Origin of the sequence: Rheinheimera sp. NSM (genome assembly GCF_052380015.1) — a bacterium.
Lineage (GTDB): Bacteria > Pseudomonadota > Gammaproteobacteria > Enterobacterales > Alteromonadaceae > Alishewanella.
On the sequence record NZ_JBQTCI010000002.1, the window covers coordinates 660,605 to 684,604 of the forward strand.

17 protein-coding genes are annotated in these 24,000 nt (G+C 49.0%); all 17 read right to left on the reverse strand.

Translation table 11 applies throughout. From position 1 onward, the window contains the following. Positions 1–68: 68 nt before the first annotated feature. The gene (locus ACTZWV_RS08790) at positions 69–2,384 is read right to left on the reverse strand and encodes an efflux RND transporter permease subunit (RefSeq protein WP_444786183.1); all 2,316 of its coding nucleotides are present in this window, start codon (positions 2,382–2,384) and stop codon (positions 69–71) included. 1 nt (position 2,385) lies between these two features. After that, positions 2,386–3,420, reverse strand: a complete 1,035-nt coding sequence (locus ACTZWV_RS08795) for a WD40/YVTN/BNR-like repeat-containing protein (RefSeq protein WP_444786184.1) — start codon at positions 3,418–3,420, stop codon at positions 2,386–2,388. Positions 3,421–3,500: 80 nt separating this feature from the next. Then, complete coding sequence (locus ACTZWV_RS08800; protein ID WP_444786185.1) at positions 3,501–4,862, reverse strand: DUF1329 domain-containing protein; 1,362 nt, start codon at positions 4,860–4,862, stop codon at positions 3,501–3,503. Between the two features lie 16 nt (positions 4,863–4,878). Next, the gene (locus ACTZWV_RS08805) at positions 4,879–6,981 is read right to left on the reverse strand and encodes a DUF1302 domain-containing protein (RefSeq protein ID WP_444786186.1); all 2,103 of its coding nucleotides are present in this window, start codon (positions 6,979–6,981) and stop codon (positions 4,879–4,881) included. 320 nt (positions 6,982–7,301) lie between these two features. Then, entirely contained in the window at positions 7,302–7,526 is a 225-nt protein-coding gene (locus tag ACTZWV_RS08810; RefSeq protein ID WP_305550676.1) for a DUF2835 family protein, read from the reverse strand. After that, a complete protein-coding gene (gene pepN / locus ACTZWV_RS08815) occupies positions 7,523–10,111 on the reverse strand; it encodes an aminopeptidase N (protein WP_444786187.1) in 2,589 nt (862 codons plus the stop codon). The genes ACTZWV_RS08810 and pepN overlap by 4 nt, the downstream gene beginning before the upstream one ends. 78 nt (positions 10,112–10,189) lie before the next feature. Continuing rightward, positions 10,190–11,659: a Na+/H+ antiporter NhaC gene (nhaC, locus tag ACTZWV_RS08820; RefSeq protein WP_444786188.1), complete on the reverse strand. Its 1,470-nt coding sequence runs from the start codon at positions 11,657–11,659 to the stop codon at positions 10,190–10,192. Between the two features lie 71 nt (positions 11,660–11,730). Further along, a complete protein-coding gene (locus ACTZWV_RS08825; protein WP_444786189.1) occupies positions 11,731–13,062 on the reverse strand; it encodes a sodium-dependent transporter in 1,332 nt (443 codons plus the stop codon). 91 nt (positions 13,063–13,153) lie between these two features. Then, positions 13,154–15,178: a carboxy terminal-processing peptidase gene (gene prc, locus ACTZWV_RS08830; protein ID WP_444786190.1), complete on the reverse strand. Its 2,025-nt coding sequence runs from the start codon at positions 15,176–15,178 to the stop codon at positions 13,154–13,156. A gap of 17 nt (positions 15,179–15,195) precedes the next feature. Next, complete coding sequence (gene proQ, locus ACTZWV_RS08835; RefSeq protein WP_444786191.1) at positions 15,196–15,909, reverse strand: RNA chaperone ProQ; 714 nt, start codon at positions 15,907–15,909, stop codon at positions 15,196–15,198. Further along, positions 15,896–16,204 carry a hypothetical protein gene (locus ACTZWV_RS08840; RefSeq protein ID WP_444786192.1) on the reverse strand — a complete coding sequence of 103 codons (309 nt, stop codon included), beginning with the start codon at positions 16,202–16,204 and terminating at the stop codon, positions 15,896–15,898. The genes proQ and ACTZWV_RS08840 overlap by 14 nt, the downstream gene beginning before the upstream one ends. Then, a complete protein-coding gene (locus tag ACTZWV_RS08845; RefSeq protein WP_444786193.1) occupies positions 16,201–16,674 on the reverse strand; it encodes a GAF domain-containing protein in 474 nt (157 codons plus the stop codon). Before ACTZWV_RS08845 ends, ACTZWV_RS08840 begins: the two co-directional genes overlap by 4 nt. 144 nt (positions 16,675–16,818) lie before the next feature. Next, positions 16,819–18,657, reverse strand: a complete 1,839-nt coding sequence (locus tag ACTZWV_RS08850; RefSeq protein WP_444786194.1) for a protein kinase domain-containing protein — start codon at positions 18,655–18,657, stop codon at positions 16,819–16,821. A gap of 5 nt (positions 18,658–18,662) precedes the next feature. Further along, entirely contained in the window at positions 18,663–20,123 is a 1,461-nt protein-coding gene (locus tag ACTZWV_RS08855; protein WP_444786195.1) for an AAA family ATPase, read from the reverse strand. Between the two features lie 93 nt (positions 20,124–20,216). After that, complete coding sequence (locus ACTZWV_RS08860; RefSeq protein WP_444786196.1) at positions 20,217–21,803, reverse strand: dihydrolipoyllysine-residue acetyltransferase; 1,587 nt, start codon at positions 21,801–21,803, stop codon at positions 20,217–20,219. Positions 21,804–21,814: 11 nt separating this feature from the next. Beyond that, positions 21,815–22,792 carry an alpha-ketoacid dehydrogenase subunit beta gene (locus ACTZWV_RS08865; protein ID WP_444786197.1) on the reverse strand — a complete coding sequence of 326 codons (978 nt, stop codon included), beginning with the start codon at positions 22,790–22,792 and terminating at the stop codon, positions 21,815–21,817. Further along, positions 22,792–23,976, reverse strand: coding sequence for a thiamine pyrophosphate-dependent dehydrogenase E1 component subunit alpha (locus ACTZWV_RS08870; protein WP_444786198.1), 1,185 nt, complete (start codon positions 23,974–23,976; stop codon positions 22,792–22,794). The genes ACTZWV_RS08865 and ACTZWV_RS08870 overlap by 1 nt, the downstream gene beginning before the upstream one ends. Between the last annotated feature and the right edge of the window lie 24 nt (positions 23,977–24,000).

Genomic DNA, 24,000 nt, shown 5'->3' on the forward strand with positions numbered 1-24,000 from the left:
TTATTCACGCTGTTTAAATAGAAAATGGCCTTTCGGCCATTTTCGTGTTTATTCATGCAGAAAATAATTTATTGCTTACGCCACAAAAAGGCGGCTAATGCCGGTAGTACCACTATGGCGCCGAGCATATTTACAATAAACATAAAGGTTAGCAGTATGCCCATGTCCACCTGGAACTTCAGTGCTGAGAATACCCAGGTGCTTACGCCTATTGCCAGGGTGATACCGGTAAACAACACTGCACTGCCCCGCTCTTTTAGCGCCTCGAAATACGCCTGACGCAGTGGCGCACCATCACGTAGCATCTGTGTCATATTCGACAAAATATAAATACCGTAATCCACCCCGATACCCACTCCCAGTGCGATAACCGGTAAAGTCGAGACAGTTAAGCCAATCTGCAAATACGTCATCAATGCGGTGGCCAATACCGACACCACATACAGCGGCAATATCACGGAAATGGTGGCACGTAATGAGCGGAAGCTCAGCAAACACAGAATAATCACGGCACCATACACATACCACATCATCGGTTGCTGTGCTTCTGCCACCGCTTCGTTGGTTGCGGCCATCACGCCCGCCGGGCCGGAGGCCAGCATAAAGCGGGTTTGCTCATCGCCAAGCTCTGCAGCGTAACGCTTTGCTGCAGCAACTACCCGCTCCATGGTTTCGGCTTTGTGATCTTGCAAGAACAGGATCACCGGCATAACCGAGCAGTCAGCATTTAATAAGCCGGTGCTGGTTTCTACCCTGGATGATGCCTGCACCAGGCTTTGCGTGTTGCGCGGCAGTACCCGCCACTTCACATTGCCTTCATTATAAGCAGCGTTAATAGACTTGGACACCGATGCCAATGACACCGCCGATTGCACGCCGTCCACGTTCTCCATTAACCACTGGAAGCGGTCAACTTTGGCCATAATGCTGTGCTCGGTACAGGCACTGGGAATGGTTTCCACCATTACGTTAAGGTAATCAACAGAGATAGCATAGCGGTCGGTGATCAGGAAAGTATCCTGATTGTAACGGGAGTCTTCATGCAGTGCCGGCGCGCCGGCGTGTAAATCACCTATTTTAACCTGTTGGCTTTGCACATAGCCCAGCATAAACAACACGGCAGTTATCAATAAAATAACGGCGGCGTACTTACGGGTAGCAAAAGCCGACAAGGCAAACCAGACTTTATCGGCCTTGGGTGACGGCGCAGCAGCACGGGCTTTATAGCTTTGGCTAAAGCGCACAAATGACATCAGTATCGGCAGCAAAATAAGATTGGTTAAAATAATGACTGCAACACCCAAGCTAGCAGTAATGGCCAGCTCACGAATGACACCAATTTCAATAATTAACAAGGTTAAAAAACCTATAGTATCAGACAGCAGTGCTACGCCGCCCGGCACTAAAAGCTTGCGAAAACTTGCCTGGGCGGCAGTTTTCGCATCCATACCGGCAGCAACCCGTTTACCGGTAGAGTTAATCATCTGCACACCATGGCTTACGCCAATAGCGAATACCAAAAACGGTACCAAAATAGACATAGGGTCGATGCCAAAGCCCAGCGCAGACAATAAGCCCATTTGCCAGACTACGGCAATTAAAGAACAGGCTATCGGCAGGATGGTCAGCATCAGCGAGCGGCAGAAAAAGAACACCATCACCGAGGTCACCGCAATGGCGATAGCAAAAAACATCAGTACGCCTTTAGCGCCGTCGGCAACGTCACCGACCATCTTGGCAAAACCAATAATATGCACGCTGACCGTATCACTTTGATATTTAGCACGGATGTTTTGCTCCAGGGTCGCAGCAAAACCAATGGTATCAAGTTTTTGCCCGGTATCCGGGTCAACTTCCAGCAACTGAGCCGAAATCATGGCGCAGCTGTAATCATCTGCCACCATACGGCCGACAATACCGGCTTTCTCAGTATTCTCTTTTACTTTGGCCAGCCCTGTCGCATCAGCAACAAAATCTGCAGGGATAACCGGGCCGCCGGCGAAGCCGTCTTCTACCACTTCGACAAAGCGGGTGCCGGGGCTGAACAAAGACTTAACCTGCACCCTGTCAACACCTGAGGTGTAAAGCAGCTCATCATGGGCGCGGCGCAGAGTATCAAAAAAACCGGCGTTAAAAATATCGCCGTTGCTGTCGCAAAGCGACACTAAAATATTGTTGGCACCACCAAAGTCCTGGGCATGGCGCAGGTAAGTTTGCATATATTCATGCTTTAGCGGAATGTTTTTCGTAAAGGCCGCGTCCAGTTTAATAGTGGTCGCCTTAAACAACAAAAACAGCGTGGCCAGAATAAAGCCCGTGATAACCAGCGCTCTATGCCGGAACAGCGCATACTCAAACTTGTTAACCAGTCGATTAATACTCATGTTATTCTAATTCACTCAGGTTGATCGTTTTAACGCCTGCCTCGGTAACCAGCAGCAACTGCTCACGCCATACCAGACCATTGACTATCGCTTTACCATCTGCCCGTGAATAGTCAGTAAAAGTGGCACCGCCATCACGGCTAACCAGTAAGCTGCCGGCATTACCAACCAAATAAATCGCGCCGTCCGGAGCAGCAAAGGCACTGTTTAACGTTGCGGTTTCGGTTAGCATAATTTGCTGCCAACTGTTACCTTGATCGCTACTTAGAAAAGCATGGCCGCGTAATCCTGCGGCCAGCAGAGACATTTGCGGTGTACGGATCAGATCAAACAACGAGCCGTTATAAAACTCGTCCAAGCGCTGCCAGCTAGTGCCCATATCGGTGCTTTTAGCGACAAAACCGGCTTCGCCCACCATGTACAGCACATTACCATCAGCAAATAACCGGTTAAAATGCGGCAGTAATGCCTCAGACTCTGACTGATAGCTATCCGGATCGGTTTCTTTCAATTCCTCCAGATACTCACGGTCTTCTTCCTGCAGCAGCTCAATATGAAAATGTGGCTGCCAGCTGTTGCCACCATCTTCGGTGCGTAAAAACATGCCGTAGGCGCCAACTGCTATACCCTGCTGCGGGCCGGAAAAATAAATATCAAATAAAGGCTTATCGGTTTGTGGCGCAAAATGTTGTATCTGCCAACTGGCGCCGGCATCTTCTGTCAACAAAATAGTGGCATCATGGCCAACCGCCCAACCGCGTTCTTTATTAACAAAAAACACACTGTTTAAATTTGCCTGTACCGGCACCTGTGCTTGCGTCCAGTTTGTCGCGTCATCACTAAACAGAATATGACCACGCTCACCAACCACCACCAGACGTTCCTGCACACTAACAATATCGGTTAGCAACGCAGCATTGGCCAATGGCATCTGGTAAGCGGCGTCCGGTTGTACACTATCGGCTGCCCTGGCTAAAAATGAGGCTGCGGATACAGCTGTGTACAGCGCCGCTAACCAAATGATTTTTCTACACATATGCTGTAGTTTTTACTCTATAAAAAGTTAAAAATAAAAACGGTTGGCACCAGGCCAACCGTCGTTACATCACGATGAAGTTACCGCGTTCCTTCACGACGCAGTGCAGCCGGCGTGAAATCAGCATCACTCAGGCTAACACCAAAATCATACATCTTATCTTCGTTGTCCAGGCCGATAGCGATATAACGGCGCGAGTTAAGATCATGATATACCTCAAGCGTACTCCAGTGCGTTGGCACTTCATAATAGTTCAAGCCATGCGCTACAGCGACCCGATACAGCTCATTTCTGTTGTCATACAAGTCTGCAACATGGATTTGCCAGCTATCTTCGTCAATATAGAACACACGTTTACCGTATACATGACGGGTGCCATCTTTCAATGTCGCTTCAACCACCCAAACACGGTGCTTTTCCCAGCGTACATATTCCGGATTAATATGACCGGCCATCAGTAAATCAGCATACTTCACGTCATTACCATGCAGCTTATAGCTGTTGTAAGGAATATAAAGCTCCTGTTTACCTACAAGGTTCCAGTTATAACGATCCGGTGAGCCGTTAAACATATCAAAATCGTCAGTGGTACGCAGACCATCTGATGCTGTACCCGGCGCATCATAAGCTACGTTAGGTGCACGACGCACGCGACGTTGACCGGTGTTATAGGTCCAGGCCTGGCGAGGTGTTTTTACCTGGTCCATAGTTTCATGCACCAGCAAAGCAGTACCGGCTAAGCGTGCCGGCGAGGTTACGCCCTGCTTAAAGCGGAATAAGATATTCTCAGCAGTCAATGCTTCTGCCGTAGCATTAGGCTCTGAGTACTTGAACATAATCTGTTCATCAAAACCAATGATGGTATAAGCACCGGCTGCAGTAGGCGCGGCCTGGCCACCATTACGGCTGGCAGCTACACCACGAAAACGCAATAAATGGTTCCATACTGCTTCCAGACCGTTTTGCGGGATAGGAAACGGAATACCGATAGCAGCATTAATGATACCGTTGCCACCTTCAATCAACTCCGCTTTGGTTGCAATGTCCTTAGTCGCATCGTAAACATACTGCGGATAAGACGCTGTGCGGCGTGACTGATAAATATTCATTTTGTAGCTATCAGGATAAATCTCAAACAGCTTAATTTGCCCCGGGCTTAACAGGCTTTTGTATTCATTAACGTTAGAGCTGTCGATAGTCATTAACACCTTATCCGCAGCAAACGGATCCGGATGGTGCATACCGGAGCTATAACCCGCCGGTGCAGTAGTAATACCACCGGTCCATGCAGGAATAGAGCCATCCGCATTGCCGGCTTTTTCCGCACCCAGCGGAGTTAAATCGTTGCCCAGTCTCGCTGCTTGCTCGTTCGTTATTTTTGCCGCTACAGAGCAGCTTAATACCAGAGCAATAGCCGATGAAATTAGGGTGAGTTTTTTCATAATTAGTTCTCGTCCCTTAAATAGAGTACTTGATGTTAAAAGAGATAAAGTCACGGTCTTCTACGTTGTTGGTTGTGCCCTGACCGCCCCAGAATATGTTGTATGACAACTCGCCTGACCATTTGCTCAAATAATCAAAGCTAACGGCATAGGCCAGTGATTTGCGATCTTCAACAAACATAAACAACGGATCCGGTGTGATACCATTTACGTCGTGCGAAAATACCATGCGTTGTGACAAGTTAACACCAGCAAAGACGTTATTGTAATCTGCTTTTGCCAGCAAACGATAACCCCAGGCAGATGCTGTCGGAAACGGGTTAGTTTCCGCACCGTCTGACAAGCCAGTGTGTAAACCAGGAATTGGATCGCCGTTAGCATTTAGCAACGGAGCACCACTACGGTCTGTATTCGGTCCGTTTAAACGCAGCACGCTTGGATCCGGCATATCCTGAATGCGGATACCGCCAACTTCAGCTAACAAGCTGATATTGTCAGATCCCAGTGCCGGGCCCACTAAATGCGTAAAGGTCATTTGCGCCTGGATAGTGTCACTTAAGATATAACCTTGAGCAGCATCACCCGGTTGTACTTTTACGCCGATATCACGGCCAATTTGTGAAATGCCAATTAAATCTTCACGGCAAATAACTCTCTGCGCTGCGGGAGCAGAACACGCATTACCTAATTGTTCAGGCATACCGGCATACAAAATTTCCACGTCATCAATTTGCAGCGGTTCATCCTGGCGATAAGCGATTTCACCGGCAACGGAGGTCTCACCTAAGGTTGTATTAAAGCTAAAACCATATAGCTTTATATCTTCCGGGTACTCGATTTTTGCCTTGGAAAAGGTACTCAGCTGCGCAATATTTTCTTTGGTAATACCGTTACCAGCTATGTAGTTAAGATCTGAGCCAACAGAAGCCAAACCAAAATCTGCTGCAACGCCTGAAATAACGGGGGTGCGGCTATGGTAATTCATATAATAAACAGCAAACTCAGTATCATTTAACTGAGGAGCAAAATACTCAAACTTGATACCGTACTGACCGCCATCTTTGGGTTTAATCTCGCCGTCACTGCCATAAGGCCGTAATGTCAGTTTGGTCGGATACTGCAGGTACTGGCCAACAGCCTGCGCCTGTGTAAGGGTTCCACCACGTAATCCATCACCAATTTCATTCAAACGTTGCAGCAAATGGAACAGGTCTAAATCAGGATTACCGGCAAAACCCAACTGCACATTCTGAGCATAACCACCCTCACCAGCAAAGTCGTTGGTAGAAAAGTACGTGCCGGGAACAGGCAGGTAGCTGTTAACCCATTCATATTGATAAAACAGCTCTGTTGACAGATTATCCGTTAAGCCAATATTTAAAGTGGCCATCCCAACAGGAATATAAGCTTCTTTTAATTCAGCACCCGGTGCACGGGCAACACCAACATCGATAGGTGTGATATTAATACCGTGCTGAATAAGCGTACTTTCACCCCAGCTCAGCACTTGCTGACCAACTTTGATCGTTACAGGGTTCATGCCATCGTTAAAGCTGAAGTTGCCGTATACGTATGCATCCAGTAACCGAATATCGCGGCATGTCAAATCTCTTGCGTCGCTGTCAGCACAAGGATCCACGCGCTGGCCGGAAACAGGGTTAGTGTAAGCTCCGTCATTGTCCATTAACGCAAAATCGTAAAAGTACATAAAACGGGTAAATAAGCCGATATTATCTTTTTTTATCGATAGTTCATGCAAACCTTTAAACAGGCTGCTGAACATATCACCTTTGTCATAGTTCAGATTACCGGCATCACCGTTACTGGAATAAGCACCGGGTTCGTCCCAAATTTGTGAGTTTGAATAAAGTACTTCGTTAGTGCCTGCGTTATAGCCCGTCCAATCAAAACGTGGATGGTTTACTTTACTGATGGTATCGAAGTTACGATCTTCCATACGCCAGCTGCCGCCGTATGAAAATGTAGAATCAAAAGTGATATCAACATCACCGAAGTTCCAGGATGCTGCTTGCGCCGGTGCCATTGACAAGGCAAACAGCGCTGAAGCAACACCCATAGCTAAGGGCTTCTTAGCAAAGGTTATTGACCTTTTATTCATCTTGTTATCTCCCCCCTGTCCCGCAGGTTTTTTATAAGTGTCTTTTTAGTTATATTACCAAGCCAACTGATCCGAGCTCAGCTTACTTCATTAAAATAATTACATCATTTCAAGCTGCAAGCAAGGCTTGCTGTCACGTAAATCTGTTGATTTTTATTCAGTTTTTTCTAAAAATGGCGAAGTTTTAGTCTTTTTTACCCTATACCGGTTTAACCTGTTAAAGCACGAATAAAATAAGTTGCTATAAGCTAATGAAATTAAAGGTCAAACCAGCTGTAACTGCAAGCTATTGTTTTAATTCACCGTTTAAAGTATATGCTCTAATTAATTTTTTCCAGGCTGATAAAAGCAGCATTATTATCCAATGTCAGCCTGAATCTGCCCCGTATACCACTGGCAGCAACAAAGGGCTGAAAATGGCGAAACTGCAGCTGTATCCGCTCACCATTATCAGCGGTTACCACGACATATTTTACATCGCCACGGTAGTAGCTGTAGCACTGTTCTGCTGTGAGCATAGCGTTAAAAAAATAGCGCCGCATCATTTCAGGCTTCTGTTTACCTTTTCATACACATCATTGCTCAGGCCGGGCAAACTCGCCAGGCGCTTTAACGCAGTCTGGATTAAGTCCTGCCGCACCGGATCAAAGCGACGCCAACTTAATAAAGGTGTAACCAGCCGGGCGGCCACCTGGGCATTCACACTGTCCATGCGGGCAACAACCTGCTCTAACAGGTTGTAGCCCCGGCCATCTAGCCGGTGAAACTGCTGCGGGTTACGCATGCTGAATGCCAGATACAGGGCTCTTACCCGGTTCGGGTTTTGCCAGCTGAACAGCGGATGGCGCAGCATAGCTTCGATACCATCAAATACCTGCTCTGCCGGATCTGATGCAACCAGAGAAAAACATTTATCCATCACCAGGGCATCATGCTGCCAACGGCGGGCAAAATCGTCGATTAAAGTGTTAAATACTGCCGGCTGTGCTTGTTGGCTGGCCGCCAATGCAGCCACAGTATCGGTCATATTGTCGGCACTGTGATAATGTTGTTGCAGTAAGTTTGCCGCCTCTGTCGCAGACAATGCCAAGTACTGCAAACACAAGCCTCGCAGCCTGCGCTGGGCTGCCGCAGTTTCATCATAACGATATGCTGACACCGGCAGCTGCTGATAACAGCGCAATAAGGCGTCGCACAAGCGTTTAGCCAATAATTGCTTAAAGCCGGCTAATGCGGTAAGAATAGTGTCGACCGGAATTTGCGTGTATTGCTCTGCCAGGGTATCAAAGTCCGGCAGTGACAGGAGTTCAGCAGTTAATGCCAAGTCCGGTTGCGGCCGTTGCAACCAGGACATCATCATGTCAAACAGTGCCTCAGGCAGCAGCTGATCCGGCGATTTACCGGCTATGACCTGCGCTATTTTCCGGCTCCAAAACTGCTGCATGGCGTCCCAGCGAGCCACACCATCTGACGCATTGCCGGCGATAAACAGCAAACTGCTGTCGTCAATATCGGCAATCAGTTTAACCGGTGCTGAGAAATGCTCCAGCCACACCACTACAGGCTCAGACGGCAACGGTTTAAACACAAACTGCTGCGCTGCATCATTCAGCACTAACAGCTGATGCTGTTTGCTACCGTCCTCAAATAACAGCTCTACCTGCACCGGCAGCATTAACGGCAGCTTCTGCGCCTGATCGGCAGTTGCCGGTGTTTGCTGGCTCAGGCTCAGTGTTAACTCAGCAGATTCAGTATTATAGTGCTGGCTTACCGAAAGCTCCGGCGTGCCTGATTGGCTATACCACAACGCAAAGCGGCTTAAATCTGTGCCGCTGGCATCCTGCATAGCTTGCACGAAGTCATCACAGGTGACCGCCTGGCCGTCATGGCGTTGAAGGTACAGTTTCAGGCCTTTGGCGAAAGTATCGCGTCCCAGCAGGGTTTGCAGCATGCGGATCACCTCCGCGCCTTTATCGTACACAGTAACAGTGTAGAAGTTGTTCATCTCCAACACTTGTTCCGGCCTGATCGGATGCGCCATCGGCCCGGCATCTTCAGCAAACTGGGCGGTGCGGATCAGCTTTACCGCATCTATACGACACAGCGTCGGCGAGCCCATATCAGCACTGAATTCTTGATCGCGAAATACCGTTAAGCCCTCTTTTAAACTGAGCTGAAACCAATCACGGCAGGTAACGCGATTGCCGGTCCAGTTGTGGAAATACTCATGGCCGATAATCGATTCAATATTAAAGTAATCTTTATCTGTCGCCGTGGCGGCGTCGGCTAACACATATTTACTGTTAAATATGTTCAAACCTTTGTTTTCCATGGCGCCCATATTAAAAAAGTCGACCGCCACCACCATGTAAATATCCAGGTCATATTGCAGATTAAAGCGCTGTTCATCCCAGCGCATAGCGCGCTTTAGTGCCTGCAGAGCAAAATCACCTTTGCTCGCCGCGCCTTTATCAACATATAACTCTAAACTGACTTCACGGCCGCCCTGCGTAACAAAACTATCGGTTAAACGGTCAAAATCGCCGGCGACCAGGGCAAACAAATAACAGGGTTTAGCAAAGGGATCGTGCCATTGCACTACGCGGTTACCGGCGCTATCAATATGTTCGGCAAGCTTATTGCCGTTCGACAGTAAAAACGGATAACGCTCTGCCGGCGCAATAATGGTGACAAAATATTCAGCCAGCACGTCGGGCCTATCTAAGAAATAACTGATCCGGCGAAAGCCTTCAGCTTCACACTGAGTGCAAAAAGTCTCGCCGGCCAGATAAAGTCCTTCTAAGGCGGTATTGGTTTGCGGTGATAACTGAGTAACTATGGTTAATTCGAACTGATCAGGCACTGACTGCAGTGTCAGGCTGCTATCATCCAGTTGGTAATCATTATCTGACAGCAGCTTGCCATTCAGTGCCACGCTTAACAGCTGTAAATGCCGGCCATCCAGCACCAGCGCAGCATCTTTTTGCTGTCGCTGTAATTGCATCACCGATGTCACCTTTGTCGCAGTATTATCCAGCTCAAAACACAACTTTACTGTGCTGATATTAAAAGCCGGTGGCCGGTATTCGTGGCGGGATTTGACGGTACGGGTGTTGGTATTCTCGGTCATACAAACGCCTTAATAATTTGCAGTTAGCGTAAATGAGTATAATGACGAAAAAGCCTGATCTAATCAGGCTTTTTGGCTTCAGGCTTTGGCAGCAGCTTCCTGCACCACGGAATCAGGTGGTGTTAGTTTCAGGATCTTAATGCCACAGTAAGCATAGATGATCGCCAGCACCGGGTTAATCAGGTTAAAAAAGGCATACATGGCATAATCCAGCGGGCTTACCTGTAGCACACTGTGCATATAAGCGCCGCAGGTGTTCCACGGGATCAGCGGGCTGGTAATAGTGCCGCCGTCTTCCAACGTACGTGACAAATTCACCGGAGCCAGTCCGCGGCGTTCATATTCTTCTTTAAACATGCGCCCGGGCATAACAATAGACATGTACTGATCTGCTGTAAGCACATTGGTGGCAAAACAGGTAGCAATAGTGCTGGTGATGAGCGAGCCGGTACTTTTGGCAAAATGCAGGATAGATTGCACAAATTTACGTAACAAGCCGACTTTTTCGATAGTGGCACCAAACATCATGGCACAGAACACCAGCCAAACTGTATTTAACATACTGGCCATACCGCCGCCGCTAAGCAAGTCATTTAAGCTACTGTTGCCGGTATCAATGCTAAAGCCGGCATGAAAGGTATGCCACAGCAGTTTAATAGCGCCGATACTGTAGCTGTGATCAGTGCCCACCATTTTAGCTATCAGCTCTTGCTGGAAAAACAACGCCCAGACAGCGCCGAGCAAAGCCCCGATAAATACCGTAGGAAACGCCGGTACCTTTTTAACAGCCATTGCTAATAACACAAATAACGGAATTAATGACATAAAACTAATGGAGAAATTCTGTTGTAACACCACACTGATTTGCTCAATACGGGCAAAATCGGCGCTAATATCAGTGCTGAAGCCAATAATGGTAAACAGCAATAATGCCAGGATAATACTGGGTACTGTGGTCCATAACATATGCCGGATATGGTCAAACAAATCAGCGCCTGCTACCGCTGGTGCCAGGTTGGTAGTTTCACTCAGCGGGGAAATTTTATCGCCAAAGTAAGCACCCGATACAATAGCGCCGGCGGTAATGGCCGGTGATAAACCCAGCCCTGCGGCCACACCAATCAATGCTACGCCTATAGTAGCCGCAGTAGTCCAGGAGCTGCCGATACTCATGGCGACAATACCGCATAATAAACAGCTGGCGGCATAGAACCAACTGGGGCTTAGCAGCTGTAAGCCGTAATAAATTAAAGTAGGAACTGTGCCGGACAACATCCAGGTACCAATAAGCGCGCCTACTGATAACAGAATAAGTACTGCCCCCAACGACAGTGAAATGCCCTTCACCATGGCTTTTTCAATCACCGACCAGCGATAGCCATTTTTCAGGCCAATGACTACCGCAACCGCTGTTGCCATAAACAGTGCTATTTGATTAGGGCCGTAAGAAGAGTTATCACCAAATAAATATACCGATGCAGATAACAAGACCACTAATACCAGCAAAGGTATAGCGGCATCAAAAAAACCGGGTTGTTTTACAGACATAGAACTAGTGCTCCGATTGGCAGAAGGCGCCGAAACACCTTTCGTTTTATTCTTATATTGGTTTAGTGTTGTTACAAAGAGCTATAGAACATCAGCACAATAATCAACGGACAGACAAACTTGACGTACCAGGGCCAGATGCGCCAGAAAAAGCGCTGCTCCGCATGCGCATCACCTTTCTTAAGCTCCTGCAGTATGTCATTACGCCGCCAGACCCAGCCGGCAAATACACACAGCATTAAACCCAGCAAAGGCTGACTATAACGGGTGCTCAGCGCAATAACAAAACCAAACAAGCTGTCAAAATTTAAAATGATCAAGCAGCTTAATGAGAAGATAATAACGGCGATCAGCCAGACAGCTTTTTGTCTGACCATGTTGCGCTTTTCCACCACATAGGAAACCGGCACTTCAAGCATCGAGATAGAGGATGTTAGTGCGGCAATAGACATCAGCAGAAAAAAGGCTACGGCAACAATACCACCAACAACGCCCATAGTAGCGAACAGCGATGGCAGTACCGTGAAGATAAGCGTGTCCTCAGACAGTAACGAACCGTTTTCAGCAAAAATCTGTACACCATTATTCAGTGCCACATACATTGCAGGAATAATCAGCAAGCCTGCTAACACCGCCACCCCAATATCCACCAGCGATACCGCAGCGCCCAGCCGCGGCAGATTCTCGCTGTGGCTGACATAAGAGCCGTAAATCAGCATAGTACCCACCCCGAGCGACATTGAAAAGAACGCCTGCCCCATCGCACTTATCAGCAAATCGGGGTTCAATACTTCAGTAAAATCGGGCAGCAAATATACCTTTAAGCCGTCAACAGCGCCGTTCTGCGTCATCACGTAACCAAACAGAATCAACATGATGATAAACAGCGTTGGCATTAAACGCACTGACCAGCGCTCTATACCGTTAACCACACCTCCACTGACAACACCAACAGTCAGCAGCATAAACAACGCGCAAAACAGTAAGTTTCGTTCTAACGAAAACGTTATCAACCACTGCGACAGCTGTTCCAGCCCTGCCAGATTAACCAGCGCTTCTATCGTATAGGCCAGCATCCAGCCACCCACGATACCGTAGAACGCCAGAATAAGAGATACCGTCACTATACCCCAGCCACCAACCAGCCGTCCTGATATGCCTCTTGATACCTGACCTAAAGCATCAACCACATTCGACTTAGTGGCACGGCCAATCAACAGCTCTGCCATTAACACCGGGTAAGCCAGCAAAAACGCCAGCACAAGGTACACCAGCACAAAGGCCGCGCCGCCGTTGCTGGCAACCTGAGTGGGAAACCCCCAGATATTGCCAAGTCCGACTGCTGAACCTGAGGCAGCCAGAATAAAGCCTATTCTCGATGAGAATTCACCACGTGTAGTCATAGTTAACCTTTATAATTATTATGTTTTACAATTCGACATTAACAAAAGGCGGTAATAATACCGCCTTATTTAACTGATAGAACCCTGTTTATTATTTTTTTGCCAGACGGCTGATCATTTTTAAATCCGCAGTAATATTGGCCGCTTCTTCTAAAAATGGATCAATCTCTTCCAGCTTTTCCGGCACATCATCAAGTGAGGTTACCGCCGGCAAACCAAAACGTTTCAGCCGTGCATTTACCCGAACCAGCTGATCTGCTTTGGTTTTATCGCGCTCGGCCACACGTTCGGTTTGCTTTAATGACACGGTTTTTTCATCCAAGCGCTGGCGGTATTCAGCGATATCATCCAGCAAATACTGAAATTCCACTTCACTGCTGATGCGGGCGTTATGCTTCTCACGCAGCGCAGGTACCAGCACAGCCAGGTCATTTAACGCTTCATATTTCGCTGCATTAATAGAGTCCCACGGCAGCGCATACTCTTCTTTGCTTTCACCCCATTCGGCAGGGTCAATAGCGGTAGGGAACTGAATATCAGGGATCACGCCTTTGTGCTGCGTGCTGCCGCCGTTGATACGATAGAACTTGGCAATGGTGTATTGCACGCTGCCCAGCGGGCTGTCGAACATGTCATAGATACGGCCCAGACCGCGATGCTGCTGCACAGTGCCTTTACCGAACGTTTGCTCACCTACCACTAATGCACGACCATAATCCTGCATAGCAGCGGCAAATATCTCAGATGCTGATGCGCTGTAGCGGTCAACCATAACGGTCAACGGGCCATCATAATAGCTGACGCCATCATTATCCTGTGATACGGATACCTTGCCGTCTCCCTCGCGGATTTGCACCACCGGGCCACGGTCAATAAACAGGCCGGTCAGTAAGGTGGCTTCTTGTAATGAGCCGCCGCCGTTACCGCGCAGGTCGACAATAATGCCGTCGACTTTACTTTCACGCAGTTCCACCAGCAGTTTCTTAACATCTTCAGCCAGATTGTTGTAAAACCCCGGAATGCTGATCACGCCAATTTTCTGATCCAACTCAGACAATTGCGGCTCAAACACTTCAGCTTTGGCTGCACGATCTTCCAGACGAATTTTGTCACGCACTATGCTGATAACTTTGGCCTGACTGGTGCCGATATCATTAGCACCAACCACTTGTAGCCGCACGGTACTACCTTTAGGGCCTTTAATAAGATCGACCACATCATCCAGCCGCCAACCGATAACATCAACAAACTCGGCGTTATCTTGCGCCACGCCGATAATTTTATCTTTCGGCTTCAGTTTTTGTGTGGTGTCAGCCGGACCGCCCGGCACCAGGCTTTGGATCACCGTGTAATCTTCATCTGCGCGCAGCACTGCACCGATACCTTCGAGTGACAGGTTCATTTCCTGTTGGAAACGGTCAGCATTACGTGGGGACAAATAAGAGGTATGAGCTTCAATACTACGGGCAAAAGAGTTCATCACCAGCTGAAACACATCTTCGCTTTCAGTTTGCGTCAGTCGTTTTTGCGTATTGCGGTAGCGTTTGGTTAAAACGGTTTTTGCTTCTTCGTCTGTTTTACCGGCCAATTTCAGATTAAGTACATCAAACTTAACGCGCTGGCGCCATATTTCGTTTAATTCAGCTTTGTCTGCCGGCCAGGCTACATCTTCACGATCATATACGTACTGATCATCGACAGCGAAATCGAAGTCTTGCTCTAACAAGCTCAGTGCATAATCAAACCGCTCAGAGCGCCGCTCCAGCGTCAGGTTAAACATATCAAAAGCAAAACTCAGGTTGCCTTTGTTAATGCCATCATCGAACTTGTCGCGATATTGTTCGAACAAATCAACGTCAGCTTTCGTCAGTACATTGCGATAGTAGTCCAGATTTTTCAGATAGGTGTCGAACATTCTGGACGACAACTCATCATCAAGCTGCACCGCGGAGTAATGACCACGGGTAAATAATGCGGTGATCCTTTTACTCGCTGTCGCGTGCTGAGCCCCTTGCGTAATAGCAGGTAAAACCAGCGCCTCAGTTTTTGAATCCGGAGAGGCGTTTATGCTAAAAGCAACGATTAAGGCTGTCGCAAGTACTGATAATTTTTTCATAAGCTACTCTGAGTTGTTCACGCCAAATACAAACTGTCCTGACGTGTTTTTATCACCATACCAGACCCAAGTTGGACAGTCACATCGTCTTTGCTGACTTCCAGCACTGTCGCTAACATCGGGCTTTGGCCGAGCTTCAGCAATACTTTACCGCCTACTACCACCTGTGCTGCACCGGCAGGTTGTAACTGCACCGCAGCTTTGGCTTGCTCTGCCTCTGGCTTAACCGGTTTTTGATTAACCTTAGTGCCTTTAGAGGAGACAGCAGGCTTTTTGTTCGCTGTTTTTTTGTAACCAGGTTTGTCTGTGGCATTTTGCGGCGGATTTTTAGCTTTGGCTTCAGCTATTTTCGCTTTGCGTTTTTCCGCTGCTTTGGCTTTACTCTCCTCCAACGTTTTCAGCGCATGTTCGGCCTGGGCCTCATCTATCACTACGCCGGTAACGCCATCGAGATCAACCCTGGCCACGCCAACTTTGGTGGCTTCCAGATAACGCCAACTGGACGTGTAAACACGCAAGGCTTGGCGCAATTGGGTTTTACTTACCGTGGCATCTTCTTGCAGACGCTGCGCTAAATCCTGAAAAATACCAATTTTCAGTGGCTTGGCTTCTCCGGTCAAACTAAAACAGGCCGGAAACTGACTGGCAAGATAAGCCAAAACGTCTTTCACTGAAGTGGCTTTAACATGTTGTTCGGTTGGGGTGGTCATTAACGCTTCACTCTTCTTCATCTGCGGCATCCGTTTCCGGTACACCTTCTTCCAGCTGTTGGCGAACATAAGCCAACGCCCAATCTATTAATTCATCTTCATCTGCTTCGAGCAGCACAGTGCCGCCACGCAGTTCATTCCAGATAGCCGGCAACAGCTGTTCTACCTGGTATGGCGTAATATTTTCCGGTAAAGCGCTCCATACAGCATGATAAACAGCATTAATTTTATCTGTTACCAGCTCTTCCTCACCTTCCCAGTCACCAATATCTGCTATATCAAACAGGTAGTCGTGAATTGAGATTGCATCCTTCATAGCGTAACTGCCAAATGCTGCTCAAATATGCGGATTAGCTGCTCAAGCCCTGCCTGATCGTCGGCATCAAACCTTGCCAGCTCCGGGCTGTCGATATCCAGCACCGCGATAATCTCGCCGTTGTGGCGCAGCGGTAACACAATTTCAGAGTTACTGGCGGCATCACAGGCAATGTGGCCCGGGAATTCGTGCACATCTTTAACCAACTGCACCTCACCTGTGGCAACAGCCGTGCCACAGACGCCCTTACCCACGGCGATGCGAACACAAGCAACCTGGCCCTGAAATGGCCCTAACACCAATTCAGCGCCACGCATAATATAAAACCCTGCCCAGTTTAACGCCGGCAGCTGGTTAAATAATAACGCACTTAAGTTAGCCATATTGGCAATAAGATCGGGTTCCTGCTCAATTAAAGCCTGCGCCTGCTGATTCAGCAGCCGGTATAACGCGGTTTTCTCACTGGACATGAAATATGGGATTCTGACTAAAGCTCAAAACCCGTACATTACTCGTTTTACCTGAGAATTTAAACCACTTCAGGGCAAAGATTTCCTGACATCGGCTGTTTTATTGCCGGGCCGCCGGTGTTTGCCTGGTATTTATACAAGATTTCAGCCGGGTATACTATCTGCTTTGTGCGGATTGGCCGGATAGTAGCATACCGGCTGCTGCGCCTGATGGCTGAAAAAACGCGTATCTTTGTAAGGCAGTTTCATAAAACCGCCCACGCCCTCGCCGCTGATCAGCGCCACTTTATGCAAAATACTGTGCAACAAACGCTTAAACTCCGGTTCGGCAACCGGGTCCAGCAAACGGTAATAACTGTGAACCTTCATATACAAGGCGGTAACTTCGAAAATAATGCAGCCGGTATGGCGGATTAAATTCAGTTTGGCAATGTCGTCCATAATGGCATCGGGTAATACCAATTGCTCATCCGGATCTTTGCCGTCCTCAAAGTAAGAATGCTGCTTACTGGCATCTTCATTACTTAACACCGGCGCTAATTGATAAGGAATAGCCGCGCCTGCCGGTGCGGTAAACGGCTGTGCAACACTGTTGCGGCTGATATGAATGGTATTGCGGGCGTTAAATAAACAGGCTTTGAAAATACCTACCTTAGCGATAGCACGGGCCAGCGTAACCACATTATTTACCGACAAAGCAAAAGACTGCGCCAAACGCTCGTCATACAAATTCAGGCTGGAATCTATATAGATCCCACCGGCTTGCCAGTGAATGGCCAGGCCTCCTACCACCGGAAAGCGCGCCAGCCGGCTAACGGCAGCAACAAAGGCTTTTTCTGTTTCGCCCATGCCCTGCAAATAATTTTTGTAGTAGCGTTCCAGTTGCACATCATCGACATAGGCAATGCCTTCTTCTTCACTGTGCTCGCGTAAAAACGACTTACGTGACGAATACACTACAGTATCCAGCTCCCGCACCTGCGGGCTTACCCACACCGGCAACAGCGGTGCATCATCAAACAGCGGCAAGGGCGGCAGTACCAGATGCTTTAACCTGGGCATTTGCTGTAAAAAGTAATCGCCGGCCTGAGCACGTAGCATGGCATCGTCTGACAACATACTGTCGAGTAAGGTAGCAAACTCTACCGGCAAACCGAGGCTGCGCGCCGGTATGGCTTTACAACCAAAACGGCAGGACTGGCCGGAGGCCAGCGCATATAAAGTGCCGGCAACACCCTGCTCATCAAAGCGCGGGCTGGACAGCGCGCCGATACGCTGCTCCGGGCCGATAAAATACACATCACCCATTCGTGCATTGGAGCTTTGCAAGTCGGCCGACATCAGCTGCATTACATTGTTGGATAGATACTGGCCCTGTGCATCAAGCTGGGCAAACACCGACGAGCCCCAGTCAATTAAACTGACCTGCCCGCTTTGCTCGTCAAACACTAAATTCGACGGTTTAACGTCGCCGTGCACTATAGGTTGCAGCTCGCCGTCTTTAACATGGCTACGCAGCGCCAGCAGTACGTCTGCCAACTGGCAGGCTATATCAATTAACAGCCTGGCAGTTAAACGGCCGTGCTTTAAGCTGTAATGCTCCAAATCCATGCCCGTGCCGCGTTGCATCATCAGAATGCCCTGCTTCTTTACCACCTGGTAGGTGATATAGCGCGGTACATTCGGGTGTTGTACCTGCGACAACATATAGGCTTCGTCGGCCAGACGATCCTGAATATGCTGCGGCAAATTGATGCGCGAAAACTTAAATACGCAAGCCTGGCCGCCGCCATCCAACCCGGCAAAGGCAAAGCCATAAGCGCCCTTGCCTATCAGCTCTATTTGGCGGTAACCCAGTTTTTCCAGCTCAGAAATACACAGCGCCACCCAATCTTTCAGCTTTTTGGCATCATTGGCGTTAAGCAGATAAATTGACTGCTCTTCCGGAATATAGAAGTTTCGCAGCTGGTTTTTATATTGCATCTGCACTAGGCCTTAACACAGCGTTCAAGCGCCCATTGCCGCAGCGCATTTATCTGCTCTGCCATTATCACCGATAGCGGCTGGGTAGCAGACAGCTCTGCCACTAAGTGCGTCAGGCTGAATTCAGCGTTATCTGCACGGGCACGGAAACCGGCACCGACTACCGCCTGCTCTAATTCCGCGCCGGAGAAACCACGGCATAACGCCAGCGCCGACTGCAGCGCCTCATCAGTTAAGCTCAGCCGGCGTTTTGCCAGGTGCAGTTTCAGCAACTGTAAGCATTCCTCTTCAGTGGGTAAATCAACAAAGAAAATCTCATCGAAGCGGCCTTTACGCAGCAGCTCCGGCGCCAGTTCATGAATGTTATTCGCCGTGGCAACCAAAAATACCTGCGACTTACGCTCAGATAACCAGGTCAGAAAACTGCCCAGTAAACGCCGGGTAACGCCGTTATCGCTATCGCCACCGGACAAGCCTTTTTCAATTTCATCTATCCATAACACACAGGGCGACATCGCATCGGCCAGCGCCAACGCCTGGGCGAGGTTTTTTTCGGTTTCGCCAATGTATTTGTTATACAGCCCGGCCATATCCAACCGCAGCAGCGGCAAGCCCCAACTGCCGGCAATGGCTTTGGCCGCCAGGCTTTTGCCGGTGCCCTGCACCCCGGTTAGCAACAGCCCTTTGGGCGTGTCGGCTTGCTGCGCCACAAACGCCTGCTGGCGCTGTGCTATCCAATGTTTAAGGTTGGCCAGGCCAATCACGTTGTTAAAGCTAACGCTGTCAAATACCTGCGACAGCACTCCGTCGGTTTGCAACAAGCTGAACTTGGCGCGGTTAATCCGTGGAATATCTGCGGCAGTAACAGCGCCATCATCAGCAATGGCTTTGTAGGCTAAGCGCTTTACTTCTTCAAAGGTTAAACCACGCAGATTTTGCACTAACAGCGTCAGGTTATCCGGCGTCAGCTCTGCCGTTATGCCCTGTTTAGCCGCATAGCTATCGGCCATTTCATGCACTAACTGGCGGATTTGTTGATCTGACGGCAAACTTAACTCAAAGCGATAACATAAACGGGCCAACTCAGACGGCACCGTTATAGCGTGGCTTAACAGCATAATAGTGTGGCCAAGCTGTTCATGCGCCTGAGCGATTTCTTTGATATAGCGTACATGCTTAGGCTCGGCTAAAAACGGATGGAAATCGCACAACACAAAGATACCGGGGTTGCGGGTAGCTTTAATTTGCGCCAACAAATTAGTCGGATCTGCATTAAAGGCTTGAGCACTGTGCTCACTATCCAGCCGTTGCAGGCCTTCGGTAATGGTCCATTTAAACACCGGCCGCATTAAATTTACCGCCAACCGTTTTATCAGCAACAGCGCGCGCGGCTCTTCATAACTTTCAATTACAATCAGCGGGCTATGTGCCTGCACCAGTACCCGTAAATCATCAAATTCGTGCATAGCTGTCCCTGAGCAAACAAAATAAAAAAACCCACTACAATGAGTGGGTTTTAGCAGAAAGCGGCTTAGCTGCCAAGCACAAACGGTTGTCTGTCAGCGCATTGCTACCAGCATGGCTGACGGTTGCTCCAGATACTGTTTCCACAGGTTGGTAAAGCGCGCTATGGTGCCACCGTCGATAACCCGGTGATCGCCCGACCAGCTGATTTGCATCAGTTGGCGTGCTGCCACCTCACCTTTGGCATTAAAACGCGGCAAGGTTTGCACCTTACCCAGCGCTACTATCGCCAGTTCCGGCTTATTGATAATGGGCGTAGCAACAGTGCCGCCAATAGCGCCAATATTAGAGATACTGATAGTACCGCCTTTTAAATCAGCCGGGCTGACACGGCCTTCACGGGCCTGCTCTGTTAAGCGGGTTAAATCGTTAGCAATATCAATAATAGATTTACGCTGGCAACCTTTGATATTCGGCACCAACAAACCAATTTTTGAATCTACTGCTATGCCGATATTATGATCGTCAAAGTAGGTCAGCTCAGTGCAATCCTGATTCACTTTGGCATTCATTACCGGGAACTGATTAATCGCCAGCGACAAGGCCTTAACAAAAAACGGCATCATGGTGAGCTTTACGCCCTGTTTGGCGTACTGATCTTTTAAGCTGGCACGCAGTGCTATCAGTTCGGTTAAATCAATCTCTTCACAGTAGGTAAAATGCGGAATGGTTGAAACCGATTCCACCATCTGCCGTGCCATCGCCGCTTTGATGCCTTTAATCGGCTCGGTACGGCTACCGCCCGATGTGACAGTTGCAGAGGCAGTCGGGCTTCCAGTTACCGCATTACCCGTTGATACTTTACCGGTTGATGCAGCGCCGGCTGTGGCCGCTACTTTGCCATCAGCAAAAGCACGTACATCGTCTTTGTATACGCGGCCTTTGTCACCGCTGCCCGGTACTTTGCTGATATCAATACTCAGCTCACGGGCTAAACGGCGTACCGCCGGGCTGGCCAGCGCTTTACCGTTATTGGCATTAGCGCTGACAGCGTCACCTTTTTGCTGCAATGCACAGGCAGCTTTAGCCGGCGCAGCCGTTGCAGTAACAGCAGCCGCTTGCGGCGCTGCTGCCAGGCCGGCATGTTGCATCGCAAACAGCGGCGCATGCACCTTGGCAATCTCGCCCTTGGCGTAATACAGCTTAGTCACTTTACCTGAGTACTTGGCCGGAATTTGCACCAGCGCTTTGTCGGTCATCACATCACATACCGGCTGATCTTCTGCGATGTCATCGCCTTCTTTCACTAACCAGTCGACAATTTCACACTCAACAATACCTTCGCCGATATCGGGCAAAATAAAATCTTCGCTACCCGTCGACACCTCCGCCGCTGGCACAGCAACAGCTTCCGGCGGCGCGGCAACCGCTGTGTCATCAGTGCCGGCCAGTTGCATTTCAAACAGTGGCGCATGCACTTTGGCAATATCGCCTTTGGCGTAATACAACTTTGACACTACACCGTTATGCACGGCCGGAATTTGCACCAGAGCTTTGTCGGTCATCACGTCGCATACCGGTTGATCTTCGCTGATGGTGTCACCTTCAGCAACCAGCCAGTCAACAATTTCACACTCAACTATACCTTCACCGATATCCGGCAGAATAAAATCTTTTTTCATTGCTGCCTCCGTTAAAAGTTAACTGAGCGTTTTATCGCTTCATAAGTTTTTAAATGATCCGCCACGTACTCTTTTTCCAGCGCCAGCGGGTACGGCGTATCCATACCACAGACCCGTTCAATCGGGCTCTCCAGATGCAGGAAACACATTTTCTGGATAGTAGCGGCTATTTCTCCGGCAAAACCGCCGGTTAACGGCGCTTCGTGGTTAATAACCAGCCGGCCGGTTTTCTTCACCGATGCCGCTACCGTATCGGCATCCCATGGCAATATGCTGCGCAGGTCTATCACTTCACATGAAATGCCGTCTTTTTCGGCCATCTCAACCGCTTTTTGCACAATTTCCATCTGCGCGCCCCAGGCCAGCACAGTAATGTCTTTACCTTGCTGTGTTACCTCGGCTTTGCCCAGTTCAATTTCGTAGTACTCTTCCGGCACTTCGCCGGTAGAGGCGCGGTACAGCTTTTTCGGTTCAAAGAAAATAACCGGATCCGGGCTGGCAATAGAGGCTAACAGCAAGCCTTTGGCTTGATAAGGATCGCGCGGGATCACCACTTTTAAACCCGGCGTATGGGCAAAATAGGCTTCCGGTGACTGGCTGTGATAATGCCCACCGGCAATACCGCCACCGTACGGGCTTCTGAACACTATACCGCCGACATTAAACTCATTACCGGAGCGGTAGCGGAACTTGGCGGTCTCGTTAACGATTTGGTCAAAGGCCGGGAAGATATAGTCGGCAAATTGAATTTCCGCTACCGGCTTCATACCCTGGGCTGCCATACCATTAGCAAAACCGGCAATGCCTTGTTCGGTTAACGGTGTATTAAAGCAGCGCGCTTTGCCATATTTTTCCTGCAGTTTGCTGGTGGCGCGAAACACACCACCAAAGTGGCCCACGTCTTCACCAAAACACACTACGCTGTCGTCTTTAGCCATGGCTAAATCAAGCGCATTATTAATGGCCTGCAACATGTTCATTTTTGCCATTAGTCTAGTCTCCCCGCCGTTACCGGATACGCTTCCGGGTAATTACGGATATGCGCTTTTAATTCATCTAATTGTTGTTGTAATGCCGGTATAGGCTCGGCGTACACATCAGAAATAAGGTGCTCTATGCCAGGCTTAGCCACTTTTTCTGCCACTTTTAACGCATCGAGAATTTCGCTGCGCAGCGCTTCAATAGTGACTTTGTCGTCGGCTTCGTTCAGCCAGCCCTTTTCTACCAACCATAAACGGAACCGGGCGATGGGGTCGTTCTGGCGCCACTTTTCTTCTTCTTCTTTTGAGCGGTAGCCACTTGGATCGTCAGACGAGGAATGCGCGCCCAAGCGATAAGCAATAGATTCAATCAACACCGGCTCGTTATGCTTAAGTGCATGATCACGCGCCATCTTAGTAGCCTGGTACACCGCTAAAATGTCGGCACCATCTACCCGCAGCGCTTTCATACCGTAACCGACTGCACGGCAGGCAATACCATCACCAACAAACTGCTCACTGGCCGGCGTGGAAATGGCATAGCCATTATTGCGGCAGAAGAAAATCACCGGCGCCTTGTGTACCGCGGCCATATTTAACCCGGCGTGGAAATCGCCTTCTGAGGCCGCACCTTCACCGAAATAACAAATAGTGGTGTTAGGTAAACCGCGCAGCTTTTGTGCATAGGCATAACCACTGGCCTGGGGGATCTGTGTGCCCAGCGGTGACGATATCGTCATATAGTAAATGTCTTTACTGCCGTAATGCACCGGCATCTGCCGGCCTTTACCCAAATCTTTTTCGTTGGAAAACAGCTGGTTCATAAACTGCTCCAGCGTAAAGCCACGATAACGCAACGCGCCCTGTTCGCGATACTGCGCCATGATCATATCTTGCTCTGCCAATGCCGCGGCGCTGCCTACCGTAGTGGCCTCTTCGCCTAAGCACTGCATATAAAAGCTGATGCGGCCCTGACGCTGGGCAGCCAACATGCGCTCATCCAGTACGCGGGTAAACACCATGGTATCGTACATTTTAATGGCGGTGGCTTTATCCAACTCCGGCGCTACCGCACCTTCGTAAAGGCTGCCATCGTCACGTAAAATGCGTAGTGTAGGAATTTTTAACGCATCACCGGCGGTAAACTCCGCAGTGTGCACCGTGGTAATGGTGGCGTTATTTGGGTTAGTCATAGGGTGTCTCTTGTTTGTTATACG

Bases quoted from the DNA above. Each gene is read 5' to 3' on its own strand.
- ACTZWV_RS08790 (WP_444786183.1), bottom strand. From the start codon at position 2,384: ATGAGTATTAATCGACTGGTTAACAAGTTTGAGTATGCGCTGTTCCGG.
- ACTZWV_RS08795 (WP_444786184.1), bottom strand. From the start codon at position 3,420: ATGTGTAGAAAAATCATTTGGTTAGCGGCGCTGTACACAGCTGTATCC.
- ACTZWV_RS08800 (WP_444786185.1), bottom strand. From the start codon at position 4,862: ATGAAAAAACTCACCCTAATTTCATCGGCTATTGCTCTGGTATTAAGC.
- ACTZWV_RS08805 (WP_444786186.1), bottom strand. From the start codon at position 6,981: ATGAATAAAAGGTCAATAACCTTTGCTAAGAAGCCCTTAGCTATGGGT.
- ACTZWV_RS08810 (WP_305550676.1), bottom strand. From the start codon at position 7,526: ATGATGCGGCGCTATTTTTTTAACGCTATGCTCACAGCAGAACAGTGC.
- pepN (WP_444786187.1), bottom strand. From the start codon at position 10,111: ATGACCGAGAATACCAACACCCGTACCGTCAAATCCCGCCACGAATAC.
- nhaC (WP_444786188.1), bottom strand. From the start codon at position 11,659: ATGTCTGTAAAACAACCCGGTTTTTTTGATGCCGCTATACCTTTGCTG.
- ACTZWV_RS08825 (WP_444786189.1), bottom strand. From the start codon at position 13,062: ATGACTACACGTGGTGAATTCTCATCGAGAATAGGCTTTATTCTGGCT.
- prc (WP_444786190.1), bottom strand. From the start codon at position 15,178: ATGAAAAAATTATCAGTACTTGCGACAGCCTTAATCGTTGCTTTTAGC.
- proQ (WP_444786191.1), bottom strand. From the start codon at position 15,909: ATGAAGAAGAGTGAAGCGTTAATGACCACCCCAACCGAACAACATGTT.
- ACTZWV_RS08840 (WP_444786192.1), bottom strand. From the start codon at position 16,204: ATGAAGGATGCAATCTCAATTCACGACTACCTGTTTGATATAGCAGAT.
- ACTZWV_RS08845 (WP_444786193.1), bottom strand. From the start codon at position 16,674: ATGTCCAGTGAGAAAACCGCGTTATACCGGCTGCTGAATCAGCAGGCG.
- ACTZWV_RS08850 (WP_444786194.1), bottom strand. From the start codon at position 18,657: ATGCAATATAAAAACCAGCTGCGAAACTTCTATATTCCGGAAGAGCAG.
- ACTZWV_RS08855 (WP_444786195.1), bottom strand. From the start codon at position 20,123: ATGCACGAATTTGATGATTTACGGGTACTGGTGCAGGCACATAGCCCG.
- ACTZWV_RS08860 (WP_444786196.1), bottom strand. From the start codon at position 21,803: ATGAAAAAAGATTTTATTCTGCCGGATATCGGTGAAGGTATAGTTGAG.
- ACTZWV_RS08865 (WP_444786197.1), bottom strand. From the start codon at position 22,792: ATGGCAAAAATGAACATGTTGCAGGCCATTAATAATGCGCTTGATTTA.
- ACTZWV_RS08870 (WP_444786198.1), bottom strand. From the start codon at position 23,976: ATGACTAACCCAAATAACGCCACCATTACCACGGTGCACACTGCGGAG.